This is a genomic window from Streptomyces sp. NBC_00310 (assembly GCF_036208085.1).
In the GTDB taxonomy this organism is placed as follows: Bacteria; Actinomycetota; Actinomycetes; order Streptomycetales; family Streptomycetaceae; genus Streptomyces.
Map to the genome: position 1 here is coordinate 7,218,438 of NZ_CP130714.1, position 14,874 is coordinate 7,233,311.

14 protein-coding genes are annotated in these 14,874 nt (G+C 69.0%); 8 read left to right on the plus strand and 6 right to left on the minus strand.

From position 1 onward, the window contains the following. The first annotated feature begins 53 nt into the window (after positions 1 to 53). Positions 54 to 788 (plus strand): hypothetical protein, encoded by a 735-nt coding sequence (locus OG202_RS31725; protein ID WP_328223961.1) that lies wholly within the window; start codon positions 54 to 56, stop codon positions 786 to 788. Positions 789 to 1,067: 279 nt separating this feature from the next. On the opposite strand, the gene OG202_RS31730 is transcribed toward OG202_RS31725, so the two are convergent. Further along, a complete protein-coding gene (locus OG202_RS31730; protein WP_326578040.1) occupies positions 1,068 to 2,732 on the minus strand; it encodes a fumarate hydratase in 1,665 nt (554 codons plus the stop codon). Between the two features lie 203 nt (positions 2,733 to 2,935). Between OG202_RS31730 and OG202_RS31735 the strand changes: the two genes are divergently transcribed. Together OG202_RS31735 and OG202_RS31740 are read left to right on the plus strand one after the other, a co-directional pair. Then, positions 2,936 to 3,658 (plus strand): DUF1707 SHOCT-like domain-containing protein, encoded by a 723-nt coding sequence (locus OG202_RS31735; protein ID WP_327727976.1) that lies wholly within the window; start codon positions 2,936 to 2,938, stop codon positions 3,656 to 3,658. A gap of 174 nt (positions 3,659 to 3,832) precedes the next feature. Then, positions 3,833 to 4,210 carry a WhiB family transcriptional regulator gene (locus OG202_RS31740; RefSeq protein WP_319239298.1) on the plus strand — a complete coding sequence of 126 codons (378 nt, stop codon included), beginning with the start codon at positions 3,833 to 3,835 and terminating at the stop codon, positions 4,208 to 4,210. 74 nt (positions 4,211 to 4,284) lie between these two features. Here the strand turns inward: OG202_RS31740 and glpX are convergent, their stop codons facing one another. Further along, entirely contained in the window at positions 4,285 to 5,319 is a 1,035-nt protein-coding gene (glpX, locus tag OG202_RS31745) for a class II fructose-bisphosphatase (protein ID WP_327727975.1), read from the minus strand. A 125-nt stretch (positions 5,320 to 5,444) separates the two neighbouring features. On the opposite strand from glpX, the gene OG202_RS31750 reads away from it, so the two are divergent. Then, positions 5,445 to 5,963 carry a DUF4245 domain-containing protein gene (locus OG202_RS31750; protein WP_327727974.1) on the plus strand — a complete coding sequence of 173 codons (519 nt, stop codon included), beginning with the start codon at positions 5,445 to 5,447 and terminating at the stop codon, positions 5,961 to 5,963. 121 nt (positions 5,964 to 6,084) lie between these two features. Here the strand turns inward: OG202_RS31750 and OG202_RS31755 are convergent, their stop codons facing one another. The 3 genes from OG202_RS31755 to xseA all read right to left on the minus strand — a co-directional run bounded on the left by OG202_RS31755 (position 6,085) and on the right by xseA (position 8,353). Further along, the gene (locus OG202_RS31755) at positions 6,085 to 6,675 is read right to left on the minus strand and encodes a malonic semialdehyde reductase (protein ID WP_327727973.1); all 591 of its coding nucleotides are present in this window, start codon (positions 6,673 to 6,675) and stop codon (positions 6,085 to 6,087) included. 117 nt (positions 6,676 to 6,792) lie between these two features. Then, positions 6,793 to 7,092 carry an exodeoxyribonuclease VII small subunit gene (locus OG202_RS31760; RefSeq protein ID WP_328223962.1) on the minus strand — a complete coding sequence of 100 codons (300 nt, stop codon included), beginning with the start codon at positions 7,090 to 7,092 and terminating at the stop codon, positions 6,793 to 6,795. A 10-nt stretch (positions 7,093 to 7,102) separates the two neighbouring features. Further along, on the minus strand, positions 7,103 to 8,353 hold the full coding sequence (gene xseA, locus OG202_RS31765; RefSeq protein WP_327727971.1) for an exodeoxyribonuclease VII large subunit: 1,251 nt from the start codon (positions 8,351 to 8,353) through the stop codon (positions 7,103 to 7,105). Between the two features lie 247 nt (positions 8,354 to 8,600). On the opposite strand from xseA, the gene OG202_RS31770 reads away from it, so the two are divergent. Together OG202_RS31770 and ppgK are read left to right on the plus strand one after the other, a co-directional pair. Then, positions 8,601 to 9,611 (plus strand): 4-hydroxy-3-methylbut-2-enyl diphosphate reductase, encoded by a 1,011-nt coding sequence (locus OG202_RS31770; protein ID WP_327727970.1) that lies wholly within the window; start codon positions 8,601 to 8,603, stop codon positions 9,609 to 9,611. A gap of 140 nt (positions 9,612 to 9,751) precedes the next feature. Beyond that, a complete protein-coding gene (ppgK, locus tag OG202_RS31775; protein WP_327727969.1) occupies positions 9,752 to 10,498 on the plus strand; it encodes a polyphosphate--glucose phosphotransferase in 747 nt (248 codons plus the stop codon). Between the two features lie 183 nt (positions 10,499 to 10,681). Here the strand turns inward: ppgK and OG202_RS31780 are convergent, their stop codons facing one another. Beyond that, the gene (locus tag OG202_RS31780; protein WP_327727968.1) at positions 10,682 to 11,206 is read right to left on the minus strand and encodes a DUF6542 domain-containing protein; all 525 of its coding nucleotides are present in this window, start codon (positions 11,204 to 11,206) and stop codon (positions 10,682 to 10,684) included. Between the two features lie 421 nt (positions 11,207 to 11,627). Between OG202_RS31780 and ychF the strand changes: the two genes are divergently transcribed. Both ychF and OG202_RS31790 read left to right on the plus strand, forming a co-directional pair. Then, positions 11,628 to 12,716 carry a redox-regulated ATPase YchF gene (gene ychF / locus OG202_RS31785; RefSeq protein WP_328223963.1) on the plus strand — a complete coding sequence of 363 codons (1,089 nt, stop codon included), beginning with the start codon at positions 11,628 to 11,630 and terminating at the stop codon, positions 12,714 to 12,716. Positions 12,717 to 13,094: 378 nt separating this feature from the next. Then, the gene (locus OG202_RS31790) at positions 13,095 to 14,714 is read left to right on the plus strand and encodes an endonuclease NucS domain-containing protein (RefSeq protein ID WP_328223964.1); all 1,620 of its coding nucleotides are present in this window, start codon (positions 13,095 to 13,097) and stop codon (positions 14,712 to 14,714) included. Positions 14,715 to 14,874: the final 160 nt, after the last annotated feature.

A 14,874-nucleotide genomic window follows, 5' to 3' on the forward strand; every position in this document is an offset into this window, starting at 1 on the left:
GCGTCACCCCGACGAGTCGCTCGTCGAACGAAATGCCGAAGAAAGAACGTGAATTGAGTAGAGCTGTCATACGCCGGTCCTGCGTCGCCGGTGTCGCCGCCCTGTCCCTGACCCTGCTGGCCGCGTGCTCGGACTCCGGCGGGAGCGAGAGCGAGGGGGACTCGGGCGGCAAGACGCCCACCCTCTCCGCCGCGGACCTGGAGAAGGTCGCGCTGAAGGACGGGGACGTCGAGGGCCACAAGGTCACCGAGCCCACGGCGACGGTGGACCAGAAGGACGTCGAGCCGGGCAGCGACGAGTGCGCGCCCGTCGCGTACGCCATGGTCGGCAGCGTGGTGGACGAGCCGTCCGCGACCGTGCAGCGCGAGACGGCCGGCGAGATCGACCCCGCCGAGGCCGCCAAGAGCGGCGGCTCCTCGGGTCTCGACGTCACCCGGGTCCTGCTCCGCCTGTCCGCCTACGACAGCGCCGCCGCCCAGAGCGTGATGAAGTCCCTCAACACCTCGGCCAAGGCCTGCGCGGACGGCTTCAAGGTCACGGTCGACGGCACCACCCAGGACGTCACCAAGGTCGCCACGGCCACCGCGCCGGAGGGTGCCGACGAGGCGATCGCCATCGACTTCGTCAGCGAGGCCGAGGCCGCGAAGATCCCGATGAAGGTCGTCGTCTTCCGCAAGGGCAGCACGCTGGGCTACTTCACCGCCCTCAACCTGGCCTCGGCCGCCACGGGCAAGGACTTCGAGTTCCCGACGGAGGTCGTCGAGGCACAGGTGAAGAAGCTGTCGTAACGAGGATTCCCGGCCCGCCCGGCATCTTTCGGCATTTCCGCCCGTCTGCCCGTCTGCCCGTCTGCCTGTCCGGCGTCCGAGGACGAGGCCGTTCAGGCCGAGGGGGCTGGGGGTGCAGCCCCCAGAAGCGGTCCGGGGCCGAGTCGAAGGGGCAGCGCGGGGCAGCGCCCCTGGGGACGGGGACGGGGACGGGGACGCGGACTGGGACGGGAACGGGTAGGGGCGGCGGGGGCGAGAAATCCGCCCCACGGCCGCCCCGAGCCCGCTACCTGCCACCCCCTACGCCAGCCCGGGCCCCCGCACCGGAATCGACGTGAACGTGGGCGCCGGCGCCGGGTCCTTGAAGAAGTCGTTGCCCTTGTCGTCGACGACGACGAACGCCGGGAAGTCCTCGACCTCGATCTTCCAGACGGCCTCCATGCCGAGCTCCTCGTACTCGACGACCTCGACCTTCTTGATGCAGTCCTGCGCGAGCCGGGCCGCGGGCCCGCCGATCGACCCCAGGTAGAACCCGCCGTGCGCCCCGCACGCGTCCGTGACCTGCTGCGACCGGTTCCCCTTCGCCAGCATCACCTTGGAGCCGCCCGCTGCCTGGAACTGCTCCACGTAGGAGTCCATCCGCCCGGCGGTCGTCGGGCCGAACGACCCCGACGCGTACCCCTCGGGCGTCTTCGCCGGGCCCGCGTAGTACACCGGGTGGTCCTTGAGGTACTGCGGCATCTCCTCGCCCGCGTCGAGCCGCTCCTTGATCTTGGCGTGCGCGATGTCCCGGGCCACGACCAGCGGCCCCGAGAGCGAGAGCCGCGTCTTCACGGGGTACTTGGTCAGCTCGGCGAGGATGTCGTCCATCGGCTGGTTGAGGTCGATCTCGACGACGTCGCCCTCCTCGAGGTGCTCGTCCGTCGTCTCCGGAAGGAACCGCGCCGGGTCCGTCTCCAGCTGCTCCAGGAACACACCCTCCGCGGTGATCTTCGCGACGGCCTGCCGGTCGGCCGAGCAGGACACGGCGATCGCGACGGGGCACGAGGCGCCGTGCCGCGGCAGCCGGACGACCCGCACGTCGTGGCAGAAGTACTTGCCGCCGAACTGCGCGCCGATCCCGATCTTCTGCGTCAGCTCGAAGACCTTCTCCTCCAGCTCCTTGTCCCGGAACCCGTGCCCGAGCGGCGACCCCTCGGCCGGGATCTCGTCCAGGTAGTGCGCGGAGGCGTACTTCGCGGTCTTCAGCGCGTACTCGGCGCTCGTACCGCCCACCACGATCGCGAGGTGGTACGGCGGACAGGCGGCCGTACCCAGCGAACGGATCTTGGCCTCAAGGAACTTCATCATGGAGGCCTCGTTCAGGACGGCCTTCGTCTCCTGGTACAGGAACGACTTGTTGGCCGACCCACCGCCCTTGGCCATGAACAGGAACTTGTAGGCGCCGCCGTCGGTGGCGTACAGCTCGATCTGCGCCGGCAGGTTCGACCCGGTGTTCTTCTCCTCCCACATGGTGAGCGGAGCCATCTGCGAGTAGCGCAGGTTCAGGTTCAGATAGGCGTCGTAGATGCCCTTGGACAGGGCCTTCTCGTCCCCGCCCTCCGTGAGCACGTTCTGCCCGCGCTTGCCCATGACGATCGCCGTACCCGTGTCCTGGCACATGGGCAGCACACCGGCGGCCGCGATGTTCGCGTTCTTCAGCAGGTCCAGCGCGACGAACTTGTCGTTGCTCGACGCCTCGGGGTCGTCGATGATCCGGCGGAGCTGCGCGAGGTGCGCCGGACGCAGATAGTGCTGGATGTCGTGGATCGCCTCGGCGGCCAGCTTGCGCAGCGCCTCCGGCTCCACCTTGAGGAACGTCCGCCCGTCGGCCTCGAAGGTGGAGACACCCTCGGAGGTCACCAGCCGGTACGGGGTGGTGTCCTCTCCCATGGGGAGCAGATCGGTGTACTCGAACTCAGGCATGTCGCCCATTCCTCACTCGACAAGGCTGGTGTCGGGCTCGCGCGCCCCTGCGGCTCACTCGCCGACGGCTGACCTCCGTTGGCAGCGCCACCAGCGTAGGACCTGCTTCGGAGAGCGGGCTTGTGAGGTAAGGCTCAGTTCGGCGGCCCCGAGTTGTCCACACCCCCTGGTCGCGATCTATCGCGAGTGGGTAATCTGCTGTCGTGGACCTTCAAAAGCGCCCCACCCAGGATCCGCCGTTGTCGTCTGCCGAGCTGCGCGCGTCCGACGCCGACCGCGACCGGATAGCCGACCTCCTGCGCGACGCCCTCGCCGAGGGCCGCCTCACCGCGGAGGAGCACTCCGAGCGGGTCGAGGGCGTGCTCGCCGCCAAGACCGTGGGCGAGCTGGACGTCTTCGTACGGGACCTGCCCGCCGGCCAGGCCCGGAAGGCGGGGCGGGCCTATGTGGCGCCCGTCTCCTCCGTGCCCAACCGCCCGACGCCGGGCGCCATCCCGATCGACCCCGACGACCGTCTGGTGGCCGTCTTCAGCGCCTCGATCCGCAAGGGCCGTTGGCGCGCCGGCCGCCGCATCCACGCGTACGCGATATTCGGCAGTGTCGAAATAGACCTCAGCGAGGCGCTCTTCGAGCACCGCCAGGTGATGATCAAGGTGATCTCGGTCTTCGGCAGCGTCGAGATCCGCGTCCCGGAGAACGTCTCGCTGCGCGGCAGCGGCGCCGGCATCCTCGGCAACTTCGAGGTGGACGCGCTGGATTCGGTGGAGACCGACGCCCCCGTGGTCTATGTGGACGGGCTGGCCGTCCTCGGGAGCATCGAGGCGAGGCCCAAGCGGGGCAAGGTGATCGCCGACCTCCTCGGCCGGGTCACCGACCACGTCTCCCGCAAGGTGGACGATCATTTGCGCAAACACCTGGACCGTTGACGGTTGTGAATTCCACCACGCTCGGACACCACCCGAAGGGATCCGATCCGGTGGTGACCACGGGGTGGTGACGGCGAATTCCAGCGGATCGGGACTCAGTGCATAGGCCCGCGCACAGCGGGTAGGCCTTGCTGCATCGTCTCTCGCTCGCGAAGCCGTCGTCAGGAGTAGACCGTGCTGCATCCGCCGCATTCGTCCCTGCAGGTCGCTGCTGTTCCGCCCCAGCGGGTGCCAGTGCGAGACCGGGATCAGGACGCCCCGTGGCACACGGAGGCCGTGTGCCGGCGTGACGAGGCCGGGCTGTTCTTCGCCCCCTCCAAGGAACCCACCGCGTCCCGGCTCTCCCGAGAGGAAGCCGCCAAGCGCGTCTGTGCCCGCTGTCCCGTCATGGTCGAGTGCCGGGAACACGCACTCCTGCAACCCGAGCCCTACGGAGTCTGGGGCGGCCTCACCGCGGCGGAACGCCGAGTGGTCCTCGCCCGCCGGCGCCGCCGAGATGTCGAACTGCAGAAGGCGGCGAGGACGAACGGGACGATAGCGGCGGCCGGTTAGCCCCGCACGTACACGCCACGAGGGCGCCCTCTCCGCACAAGAGGGCGCCCTCGTGGCGTGCGCGGCCGGTGGAGCTACTTGGCCTTCTCGAAATCGATCGAGCTGTACGCCCGCAGCTTGCTCAGCCGATGCACCGAGTCGATCCGCCGCACCGTCCCCGACTTCGACCGCATCACGATCGAGTCGGTGGTCGCGGTCTCCGACCGGTACCGCACCCCACGAAGCAACTCCCCGTCCGTGATCCCGGTGGCCACGAAGAACACGTTCTCCCCGGAGACCAGGTCATCGGTCGTCAGCACCCGGTCGAGGTCGTGCCCCGCGTCGATCGCCCGCTGCCGCTCCGCGTCGTCCTTCGGCCACAACTTGCCCTGGATGGTGCCGCCGAGGCACTTCACCGCGCAGGCCGAGATGATGCCCTCGGGCGTACCGCCCACTCCGAGCAGCAGATCGACGCCCGTGCCCTCCCGCAGCGCCAGGATCGAGCCCGCGACATCCCCGTCGGAGATCAGCTTGATCCGCGCACCGGCCTCCCGGATCTCCTTGATGATCCCTTCGTGCCGGGGCCGGTCCAGGATGACCACGGTCACGTCGTCCGGCGCGGACCGCTTCGCCTTGGCGACCCGGCGGATGTTCACCGACACGGGCGCGTTGATGTCGACGAAGTCGGCCGCCTCGGGCCCGGTGACCAGCTTGTCCATGTAGAAGACGGCCGACGGGTCGAACATCGTGCCCCGGTCGGCCGCCGCGAGCACGGCGATCGCGTTCGTCATGCCCTTGGCGGTCAGCGTCGTGCCGTCGATCGGATCCACGGCGATGTCGCACTCAGGGCCGGTGCCGTCACCGACGCGCTCGCCGTTGAAGAGCATCGGAGCCTCGTCCTTCTCGCCCTCCCCGATCACGACGACGCCGTTCATCGACACGGTGGAGACGAGGGTCCGCATGGCACGCACGGCGGCTCCGTCCGCCCCGTTCTTGTCCCCGCGGCCGACCCAACGGCCCGCAGCCATCGCAGCCGCCTCGGTCACCCGCACGAGCTCCAGGGCGAGGTTGCGGTCGGGGGCCTCGGAGGGGACTTCGAGCTCGGACGGCAGATGGTGGTTCTCGGTCATCGGAGCGCACCTTTCTGATACGGCGACGGCCGGATGAGGGTTCTGCCCGACTCTATCGTCAGTCCGACAAAATGAGCAGGGGACCCCACGGATGAGCGGGCCAGTACACCTGCGACGATGAGGACGTGGCAGGTACGAAAGGCAAGCAGACCGTTCGCGACATGGTCCTCTCCCTGGGGCTCATCGTGCTGGCGGCATGGGTCATCTATCTCTTCATCCCGCATGACGAGACCGAGCAGGAGCTCAAGCGCGTCGACTACCGCGTCGAACTGCTGACGGCGCGTCGCGCGGCCTCCTACCCGGTGGCCGCTCCCGAGGGCCTGCCGGACAGCTGGAAGGCGACCTCCGTCCGCTTCCAGGGCGACGAGTCCGACCACTGGCACCTCGGGTTCCACGACCCGGACGGCCGGTACGTGGCGGTCGAGCAGTCCACCGAGAAGCCGTCCCGGTTCATCGCGGACGCCACCCAGGACGCGAGGAAGACCGGGACCACGCGGCAGATCGGCGACGAGACCTGGACCCGGTACGAGGGCGAGCGCTACGACGCCCTCGTCCTCGAGAACACGGGCTCCACGACCGTGGTCGCCGGCTCCGCCTCCTTCGACCGGCTGACGAAGATGGCCGAGGCGCTCAGGACGAAGTGACCGCGCGGAGCGCGAGCGGACGCGCGCATCACGTGAACGTACGCGCGCATCACGTGAATGTACGAAGGGCCCCCGGCTGCGAGGCGCAGCCGGGGGCCCTTCGTCATGACTGGCGCGAGGCTCAGACCGTGGTGACGACGTGGTCGAAGTCCAGGCGCGGGGAGCGCGGTCGGGACGCGTCCTCGCCGGGCCTGCCGATGTTGACGACCATCAGCGGGGTGTGGTCGTCGTCCAGGAACTCCTTCTGGACGCCGGCGAAGTCGAAGCCGGTCATCGGGCCGGCGGCCAGGCCGGCGGCGCGGACGCCGATGATGAAGTACGCGGCCTGGAGGGCGGCGTTCAGGCCGGCGGCGGACTCACGGGCCCCGCGCTCGGCGAAGAAGAGGTCCTTGACCTGCGGGAGCGCCGGGAAGAGGGTCGGCAGCTCCTCGTGGAACTCGTTGTCCGCGGCGAGGATCGCGACCAGCGGGGCGGTGGCCGTCTTGGCCCGGTTGCCCTCGGCCAGGTACGGCACCAGGCGCTCACGGGCCTCGGCGGAGCGGACCAGGACGATGCGCAGCGGGGTCTGGTTGAAGGCGGTCGGACCGTACTTGACGAGGTCGTAGATCGCCTGCACCTGCTCCTCGCTCACCGGCTCGTCGGTGAACGTGTTCGCGGTGTGGGCCTCGCGGAACAGGAGGTCCTGGGCGGCGGGGTCGAGAACGAGGGACATGGAGCAACCTTCGTGCGATGTCGGGTGTACGTCCTCGACCGTACAGTGAATGAAGTTCAACCTTCAACCAAAAGCGGGGTGTGGTGATCCGCTTCACAGTGCCCCGGCGGGCACCGGTCACCCGGCCTCGCCGTCTCCCTCTTCCCCCTCCGCCAGCGCCGCGTCCAGCCGCGCCCGCGCCCCGTCCAGCCAGCGGCGGCAGACCTTGGCCAGCTCCTCGCCGCGCTCCCAGAGGGCGAGGGACTCCTCCAGCGTCGTACCGCCCGCCTCCAGCCGGCGGACCACCTCGATCAGCTCGTCCCGTGCCTGCTCGTACCCGAGGGCGCGGTCGGCCTCCAAGGCCCCGGCCGTCCCGGCCGCTCCGGTCGTCCCGGCCGCTCCGGTCGTCCCGTCGGCCTCGCTCACGTTGCTGGTCATGCGGCCCACCTTATGCGTCCCCTCCGACAGTCCCGGCTGCGTCGACAGTCCTCGTTCCGTCGACCCGGACGGCGAACTCGCCCTCGGCCACCCGGGCACGCAACGCCTCGTCCGGCCCGACCTCGCCGGGCGCGCGGACCACATGCCCGTCCGCCTTCTGCAGCACCGCGTACCCCCGCTGGAGCGTCGCCGCGGGAGAGAGGGCCACCACGCGCGCGTGCGTGTGCGTCAACTCCGAGACGGCGCGGTCCAGGTGGTGTCCGAGGCAGCGGCGGCCCCGGTCGAGCAGCGAGGCCACCTGGTCGGCGCGCTCGTCGATCATGCGGTGCGGATCCTCTATCGAGGGGCGCGCGAGAGCGTGCGCGAGCCCCCGCTCCTCCCGCTCCACGAACGACTCCACGCACCGCCGCGCCCGGTCCCGCAGCCACCGCACCCGCTCGTACTCCTCGCCCACGTCCGGCACGACCTTCTTGGCCGCGTCGGTGGGGGTGGACGCGCGCAGGTCCGCCACATAGTCCAGCAGCGGGGTGTCCGGCTCGTGCCCGATCGCCGACACCACCGGCGTACGGCAGGACGCGACCGCCCGTACGAGCTGCTCGTCGGAGAACGGCAGCAGGTCCTCCACGCTGCCGCCGCCGCGCGCCACGACGATGACGTCCACGCCGTCCAGCGCGTCCAGCTCCTTCACCGCCTGCACGACCTGCGGCACCGCGTGCACGCCCTGCACGGCGACGTTGCGCACCTCGAAACGGACGGCCGGCCAGCGCCGCCGGGCGTTCTCCAGCACGTCCCGCTCGGCCGCGGAGGCCCGTCCGCACACCAGTCCGATCAGCTGCGGCAGGAAGGGCAGCGCCTTCTTCCGCTCCGGCGCGAACAGCCCCTCGGCGGTCAACGACTTCTTCAACTGCTCCAGCCGGGCCAGCAGTTCACCGACCCCGACCGGCTTTATCTCGGTGGCCCGCAGCGACAGCTGCCCGCGTGGCGCGTACCACTCCGGCTTCGCCAGGACGACGACCCGCGCGCCCTCGCTCACCACGTCGGCCACCGAGTCGAACACCTGGCGGTAACAGGTCACGCCCACGGAGATGTCGTGCGACGGGTCCCGCAGCGTGAGGAACACGACGCCCGCGCCCGGACGCCGCGACAACTGCGTGATCTGCCCCTCGACCCACACCGCCCCGAGCCGGTCGATCCAGCCGCCGATGAGCCGGGAGACCTCGCCGACGGGAAGGGGGGACTCGGCGGACGTGTTGAGAGCCATGAGGGGAGCGTAACGGGGGGCACGGACAAGGCCGCCCCATAGCTCGGGGGTTCGGGTGCGTCGGCGGGGGCGACGGGTTTCCGGGCCGAAAAGCACGGGGCGCAGCCCCTGCTTTCCAGGGGCGCGGGGAACTGCGCGACCAGCCCCCACCGGACCAGCCCCCACCGGACCCGCACCCGCCACACCACCCGCACCCCCGAGCTATGAGGCGCCCACCGGCGGAGCCCAACGTGGGGAACCCCCTACGATGGAGGACATGACCGATTCGCCTGGCCGCCGCCGTGTCCTCCTCGCCGCCCCGCGCGGCTACTGCGCGGGTGTCGACCGCGCGGTGATCGCCGTCGAGAAGGCCCTGGAGCAGTACGGGGCCCCGATCTACGTCCGCCACGAGATCGTCCACAACAAGTACGTCGTGCAGACGCTGGAGAAGAAGGGCGCCATCTTCGTCGAGCAGACGGAGGAGGTTCCCGAGGGGAACATCGTCATGTTCTCGGCGCACGGCGTGGCCCCGACCGTCCACGACGAGGCCGCGCGCGGCAAGCTCGCCACCATCGACGCGACCTGCCCGCTGGTCACCAAGGTCCACAAGGAAGCGATCCGGTACGCGCAGGACGACTTCGACATCCTCCTGATCGGGCACGAGGGCCACGAAGAGGTCATCGGCACCTCGGGCGAGGCGCCGGACCACATCCAGCTGGTCGACGGTCCCGAGGATGTCGCCAAGGTCGAGGTCCGCGACCCGTCCAAGATCGTCTGGCTCTCGCAGACCACGCTCTCGGTCGACGAGACGATGGAGACGGTCGGCGCGCTCAAGGACAAGTTCCCGCTGCTCGTCTCGCCGCCCAGCGACGACATCTGCTACGCCACGCAGAACCGTCAGCTCGCCGTGAAGCAGATGGGCGCCGAGGCGGAGCTGGTCATCGTGGTCGGCTCCCGCAACTCCTCCAACTCGGTCCGGCTCGTCGAGGTCGCCAAGCTCGCCGGCTCCCGCGAGGCCTACCTCGTGGACTTCGCCGACGAGATCGAGGAGGCGTGGCTGGAGGGCGTGGAGACCGTCGGCGTCACCTCGGGCGCCTCCGTGCCCGAGGTCCTTGTCGAAGAGGTCCTGGAGTGGCTCGCGCAGCGCGGCTACGGGGACGTCGAACTGGTCAAGGCCGCGGAGGAGTCGATCACGTTCTCCCTGCCCAAGGAGCTGCGTCGCGACCTGCGCGAGGAGGCCGCGTCCCTGGTCGCCGAGCGCACCGGACAGGGCGCCTGACCGCCTGAGCACCCGCGTACGGCCCCGGAACGTGAAGGTTCCGGGGCCGTACGCGTTCGAGGACGTGAGGGGTTCCGGCTCCCGTCGGCGACGGGGACCTCGCGAGCGTGACTGTAAGTCGTACGACGTAACGTAGGGCCATGCACATTTTCGGCGTGGACATCGGTGGTTCCGGGATCAAGGGCGCTCCCGTGGACCTGGACCTGGGCGATCTGGCGGACGAGCGGTACAAGGTGCTGACCCCGCAGCCGGCGACGCCCGACCTGGTGGCCGACGGGGTCAAGGAAGTCGTCGACCACTTCGGCTGGACCGGACCGGTCGGCATCACGTTCCCCGGCGTGGTCACCGGCGGTGCCACGATCCGTACGGCGGCCAACGTCGACAAGAGCTGGATCGACGTCGACGCGCGCGCCCTGCTGAGCGAGCGGATCGGCGACCTGCCGGTGACCGTGGTGAACGACGCGGACGCGGCGGGGGTCGCCGAGGTCCAGTTCGGCGCCGGGCGCGACCGCCGGGGCACGGTCATCCTGCTCACCTTCGGCACGGGCATCGGCAGCGCCGTCTTCTCCGACGGCGTCCTCGTCCCCAACACCGAGCTGGGCCACCTGGAGCTGCACGGCCACGACGCCGAGACCCGCGCCTCCACCAAGGCCAAGGACGACCACGAGCTGACCTGGGAGCACTGGGCCAAGCGCGTCACCAAGTACCTCGCCCATGTCGAGATGCTCTTCTCTCCCGAGCTCTTCATCATCGGCGGCGGCGTCAGCCGCAAGTCCTCGAAGTTCCTCCACCTCATCGAGGACATCAAGGCGGAGATCGTCCCGGCCCAACTGCAGAACAACGCGGGCATCGTGGGCGCGGCGATGCGGGCGGCGAAGGCCGACTAGGGCCTGTCGTTTGGATCATGCCGACTTCGGCCACGGGTGCCTGGTGATCGCCGGTGAGTGGGGCTTGGTGCGTGCAGCTGCAAGGCGGAGGAGGGCGTCAACGCGGAGCGTTGGCAACTGACGACAACGCCGCAGATGGGCGTGCCAAGCCCTGCGGCCCAGGCGTGATCCAAACGGCAGGCCCTAGGAGCCCCGGGGGACGGTGCGGCGGGGCTGGACCGGAGCCGTCGGGGCCCGGGGCCCGATCGGCCGGCGGTCGTACGGGGGCCGGGGCTGGGCACCCGGCGCCCGGACCTTCGGGCCCTGCCTCCCGACGCGCTCCCGGCCCTCCCGCTCGGCCGCCCGGCGGGCCATCAGCCGCAGCTTGCGTACGGTCACGATGACCCCGGCGACGAGCGTGCCGCCGTACAGCCAGCCCGCCTGCATGGCGAGGGCGGTGACCAGGGCCATCAGATGTCCGCCGAGCCCGCCCTCACCCTCGGCGAGCAGCGGCAGGCCGGCCGCGAAGGCGATCGGTACGACGACGGGCGCGCTCGCCAGGTCACCGCGCCGCACCCACACCGCGCTCAACGCGCTGACCAGCAGGAACAGCGTCCCGTACAGGGCGGGGGACGAGCCGAACAACAGCCGGTCGAGGCCGGCGAGCGCGAACATCGACGCCCCGCAGAACAATCCACAGCCCAGGGCGGTGAGGCGTGGGTTCGGCATCCGGCGCACGGCCCGCACGACGTTCCGCACGGCTCGGACCGGCGGCGGGACGGGCCCGCGCGCGACCGGAGCACGACGCGGTCCGCCCGCGCCGGGAAGCCGGCCCCCTCTGCCCGCCTGCGGGGGAAGGGGCGGGGCGCCGCGCTGCGGCCCGGTCCGAGGGGGATACGTCCTTTGCTGCTGCTCCACTCGACCAACTTAGGTCGGTTAATGTGCCGAATGGGTTCACAGACACGCCGTTGAGCGGACCTTGGCCAAGCGTTCGATACCTCGCCGGACCGGGTGTCCGCACGCCGTAAACTGGGGGATCGGCCGACCCTCCGGCCGCTGGGGCAGATCCGCCGGACAGGCCTCAGGTCCCAGGCCCTGCCGCTCCAGCACCCCGGCCGCCTGGCCCTCCTACGTACGGGAAGTCGCAAACGTGTCGCTCACGATCGGAATCGTCGGTCTGCCCAACGTCGGCAAGTCGACCCTGTTCAACGCCCTGACCAAGAACGACGTGCTGGCGGCCAACTACCCGTTCGCCACGATCGAGCCGAACGTCGGCGTCGTAGGCGTCCCGGACGAGCGCCTGGCCAAGCTGGCCGAGATCTTCGGCTCGCAGAAGATCCTCCCGGCGACCGTCGACTTCGTCGACATCGCGGGCATCGTCCGCGGCGCCAGCGAGGGCGAGGGCCTCGGCAACAAGTTCCTCGCGAACATCCGCGAGTCGGACGCCATCTGCCAGGTCATCCGCGCCTTCCAGGACGAGAACGTCGTACACGTCGACGGCAAGGTCTCGCCGAAGGACGACATCGAGACGATCAACACCGAGTTGATCCTCGCGGACCTCCAGACCATCGAGAAGGTCCTGCCGCGCCTCCAGCGGGAGTCGCGCATCAAGAAGGACATCGGGCCGAAGGTCGCTGCGGTCGAGGCGGCGCAGGAGATCCTGGAGAAGGGCGACACCCTGTTCTCCGCGGGCATCGTGCAGGGCTCCGGAAACGAGGAGCTTCTCCATGACCTGCACCTGCTCACCACCAAGCCGTTCCTGTACGTCTTCAACGTCGACGAGGACGAACTGACCGACGAGGACTTCAAGAACGAGCAGCGCGCCCTGGTCGCCCCCGCCGAGGCGATCTTCCTCAACGCGAAGCTGGAGGCGGACCTCGCCGAGCTCGACGAGGAAGAAGCGATGGAACTCCTGGAGTCCGTCGGCGTCGAGGAGCCCGGCATGGCGACCCTGGCCCGCGTCGGCTTCGACACCCTCGGCCTGCAGACCTACCTCACGGCCGGTCCCAAGGAATCCCGCGCCTGGACCATCAAGAAGGGCGCCACCGCCCCCGAGGCCGCCGGTGTCATCCACACCGACTTCCAGAAGGGCTTCATCAAGGCCGAGGTCATCTCCTTCGCCGACCTCGTCGAAACCGGCTCCGTCGCCGAGGCCCGCGCCAAGGGCAAGGCCCGCATGGAGGGCAAGGACTACGTGATGCAGGACGGGGACGTCGTCGAGTTCCGCTTCAATGTGTGATCGATGAATTGCCGTACGCTAATGCAGTTCATTTAGTGTGCGGACGTGGGGTCGAGCCCTCTCGTGAGCTCGGCCCCTTCGTCGTTCCCGTGCTGCCCCTGGCTGCGCCTCGTGGGCGGCGTCTGTGCGGCGCGCTATGCCTGCACAGTGGCTGCGCCAGACTGGCGGTGGATCGCCGCACTCCTGGAAGATGCGATGCACACCAGCCCACTTGCGGGCCCAGAACCTCCTGTGCGGCTTGCTCTCGGAGTTCGCCGCGATTGCCGACGCGCTGGCACGTGAGGCCCCTTCACCGGGATACCGAAGCTGTGCGCAGGAGCCTCACCAATCAGCAACAGCCGTAGGGTCGGTGTCAGTCCTACGGTTTAGCCTTCGGCCATGCGGCCACCTCTTGAACACGAGCTGCGTGATGCGCTCGTACACAACTTGGAGTTGATCGAGCCGGGCCTCCGGCCGGTTCAATTCAAGGAGTACCCCCTGCCCAATGCCCACGGCACCAAGGGCAGCATCGACATCTTGGCTCGTGACCGCCATCGGATGTGGGTGGTCGTCGAGCTGAAGCGGTCGCGGTCGAGCGCACGGCAAGCCCTGCACGAGGTGAACAAGTACACCGAGCTTCTCTGCCGGGAGAAGAACCTCGCGCCTGACCGTATCCGAGCTGTGATCGTGGCAATGCCGGATGACTGGGAGGAACTGCTGACCGCCGTCAGCAACGCGGCGCGCGACTGGAGCCATGACCTTCGCGGTTACCGGCTTCTCCTGGACAGGGGCGGTCATCCCGTCGGGGCCGAGCGGGTACAGCTTCTGCCGCAGGCCTTCGAGCCTCGCATCACTCCCATTCACAACCTGTTCTTCTTCACCACGGAGGAACAACGCCGGCACGGCTGGAGCATCGTCAGCAAGGTGGCCGCCGATCTTGGGGCGCTGGACCTGTTGGCGGCGGACTTCGATCGAGTAGCGGAGAAGCAACGCACCCCTGCACCCTTCGGCCTTTACCTGGCGGTAGGCCGGGTCAACGAGGGACGCGCATCGGCGGACCTCCTGAGTGGTTATGACGGTCCGGAACCGTTCGCCGCAGAGCACCCTGCCGAGTACCTGGCCCTCTGCGCGATCTGCAACCGTCTTGCCCGCAGTGAGATACGCGGTATGGACATGGAAGGTGCGCAACCGGGTCTGCTCAGTAATCTCGCCGACGATCCCAACTGGGCCGTCCGAGGCTTTCGGGGCACCGGAGCGTTCGGTGACACGGCGGCCTTTGAAGAGCGGGACCTGTTCCGATTCCTCACCGGGGACGATCGAGGTGACAGTCAGGTTCTCTACACGGGGTCCGCAAGCCCGCAGGTAGCGAGCCGCTGGGAAGGGTTCCGGAGAGAAATCCGACAGAGTTTGGCCGGCAACCAGGAGTGGGAGTCGCTGGTTGATGGTTGGCTCGATGAGGCGAGTCAGAAGGTCGGGGACGGAGATGTCGGGCTGCACATCTACAACCCCTGCAACCTTCTGCAGGCAATCATCCACGGGTGGCCGGATCGGGTGGAGGAGTTCTTGCCCATGGTCATGGGCGAAGCCGTACCCGACCAGGGGCGGCCGAGCTCAGTGCGTGGCGCCCTGTGCTGGAACGGGCGAGGTATGTCACTTCCCGAGGCAGTACGGCTCGTCTATCGAGATCCTCTGTTCCTGATGAGCAACATGTACGGCGGAACCGTGTGGGAGCGTGACCAAGAGCTGCTGGACCTCCTCGGGCTTCAGTACGTGCTCTTGGAGAAGGTCGGCTCCAGCCGGGCCAAGGCATCCGCGATCGACGAGCGCCGCATCTGGGTGCGACGCGAGCAGGGCGTTCGCGTCTACTCCTCACTCGCGCACCCCTACGCATACGCACAGGCGCATGCGGACATTGCGGCTGACGGTGAAATTGTCTCCGTCGCGCAATATCTCAACATGCGTCCCCGTGAAGTGGAGATAGTAGCCAGGGAGTACCGCGACTTCGTTCATGTCGTTTAGCCCCGACTGACCGGGTGGTAATGGTCTGGGCCTTCGAATGAGCAGGTCAGGGCGTGATGCGCGTACAAGGCTCGACCGCCGCGATGTTCCGCCTGCCCCCTTTGCGCCGTAATAGGCATTCCGCTTCGGCGTCTGGTTGGCGAGGTACTGCCACGCTGCT